The following is a 1,539-nucleotide window of genomic DNA, read 5'->3' as shown; positions in this document are numbered from 1 at the left end:
GCCGATCTCGGCGATCAACTGCACCTGCTGCAGCCGGTTCTGTTCCTTCTCCTTGTCGAAGATCGGGCTGATGCTGCCGTTGGCGTGTTCCACGTCGCGGCTCAGGCTGGCCACGTCCTGTTGCTGGTGGGCCGTATCGCGAACTTCGATAGTGCCGTTGGAGATGGCCGAACCGGTGGTGCCGCTGGCGCTGTCGCCGTGGTTGTAGGCCACCAGCATGCCGCTGGGCATGTTGCTGATGAACTGGCCCTTGCCGTCGCTGCCACTGCTGAGGCTGACGCTCTGCTGCTGGCTCTTGTAGTCGGCCTTGTTGTCGAGGCTGCTCCAGCCCAGGGTGCCAGTGCTCAGGCGGTTCTGGTCGGCGTCGGCGGTGCTGGCGATGACGCTGCCGTCCAGTTGCGTGTGGTTGCCCACGTCGATCTGGAAGCCGCCCTTGCCGGCGTAGAGCCCGGTCTGCTCCTGCACGCTCTGGTAGTTGGAGTCGATCTTGCTCTGGCTGGCGCTGAAGTTGGCGCTGCCGCCCGTGCCGAAGATGGCGACGCTGGCCCCGGCGGAGACGTTCTTCTGCTTCGAGTCGTAGTAGTCGCTGTCCTGCAGGCTCTGCAGGGTCAGGTCGCGGCCGACGTTGGCGACGATCTGCTCGCCGTTGACCTGGGCGCCCTTGAGCGCCGTGTCGCGGCCGCTGACCAGCTTGACCTGGCTGCCCGCGTCGAGCGTGGTTTCGCTCCAGGTGGTGCCGCTGCCCTTCTCCTTGCCCGCGCCCTGGTTGGCGTTGGCGAAGATGCTCAGGCCTCCGTGGCCCTCCCCGTCAAAGCCGAGACTGACACCGATGGCGCCACCGCTGCTCTTGTTCTTGCCGTCGAGCTTCTGGGTGTTGGCGGCCGCTTCCAGGGTGATGTCGCGGTTGGCCGCCAGCAGCAGGTCGTTGGCGGCCTTGAGCTGACTGCCCTGCACATGGATGTCGCCGTCCTGGCCCACCGCGCCGCTGCCGGTGGCGAGGATGCTGAGGTTGTTCCCCGCGGTCAGGCTGCTGCCCTGGCTGACGCTCTGCTGCTGGGTCTGTTTCGAGCTGGACTGCTGCGAGCCGAGCGAGGCGCTGATGCCGAAGAACTGGCTGGCGCCGCCGCCCTCGGTGCCCTGCTGCGACGCCTGCCAGGCCTGCACGCCGGTGAGCCCGGCCTTGATGCCCTGCAGCGCGGAAAGCCGGCTGTCGTCCTCGTCATGCGCCTGCTTGGCGGTCTGGTAACCGGCATCCAGGGCGCTGCCGACGCTACCGGAGAGCGCCAGGGTCAGGCCGCTGGTCTTGCTCTTGTAGGTCTGCTCGCTGCGGTTCTCGTTCTGCGCGGCGAGGATGTTGACGTTCTGCCCGATAAGGTTGATGTCCTGGCCGGCGACCACGTCCGAACCACGAATGGTCAGGTCCTTGCCGGCCTGGATGTCGACGTTGCCAAGCACGCTGCCGATGGTGCTGGCGCGGGTTTCCTCGCTGTGGCTGGTCTGGGTCGCCTTGAGGCTGCTGGAGCCGAGGGTGAAACCGAT

The 1,539-nt window shown here is 66.8% G+C and carries 1 protein-coding gene; it reads right to left on the bottom strand.

Features of this window, described 5'->3' with window-relative positions:
* The coding region (locus P3W75_RS05480; protein WP_276226346.1) for a hemagglutinin repeat-containing protein at window positions 1-1,539 on the bottom strand (1,539 nt) is incomplete at both ends.

The sequence above is a fragment of the Pseudomonas citronellolis genome (genome assembly GCF_029335315.1).
Taxonomy (GTDB): domain Bacteria; phylum Pseudomonadota; class Gammaproteobacteria; order Pseudomonadales; family Pseudomonadaceae; genus Pseudomonas; species Pseudomonas citronellolis_A.
Note: the sequence above shows the minus strand (reverse complement) of the source record. Positions and strands in the feature narration are given on the sequence as shown.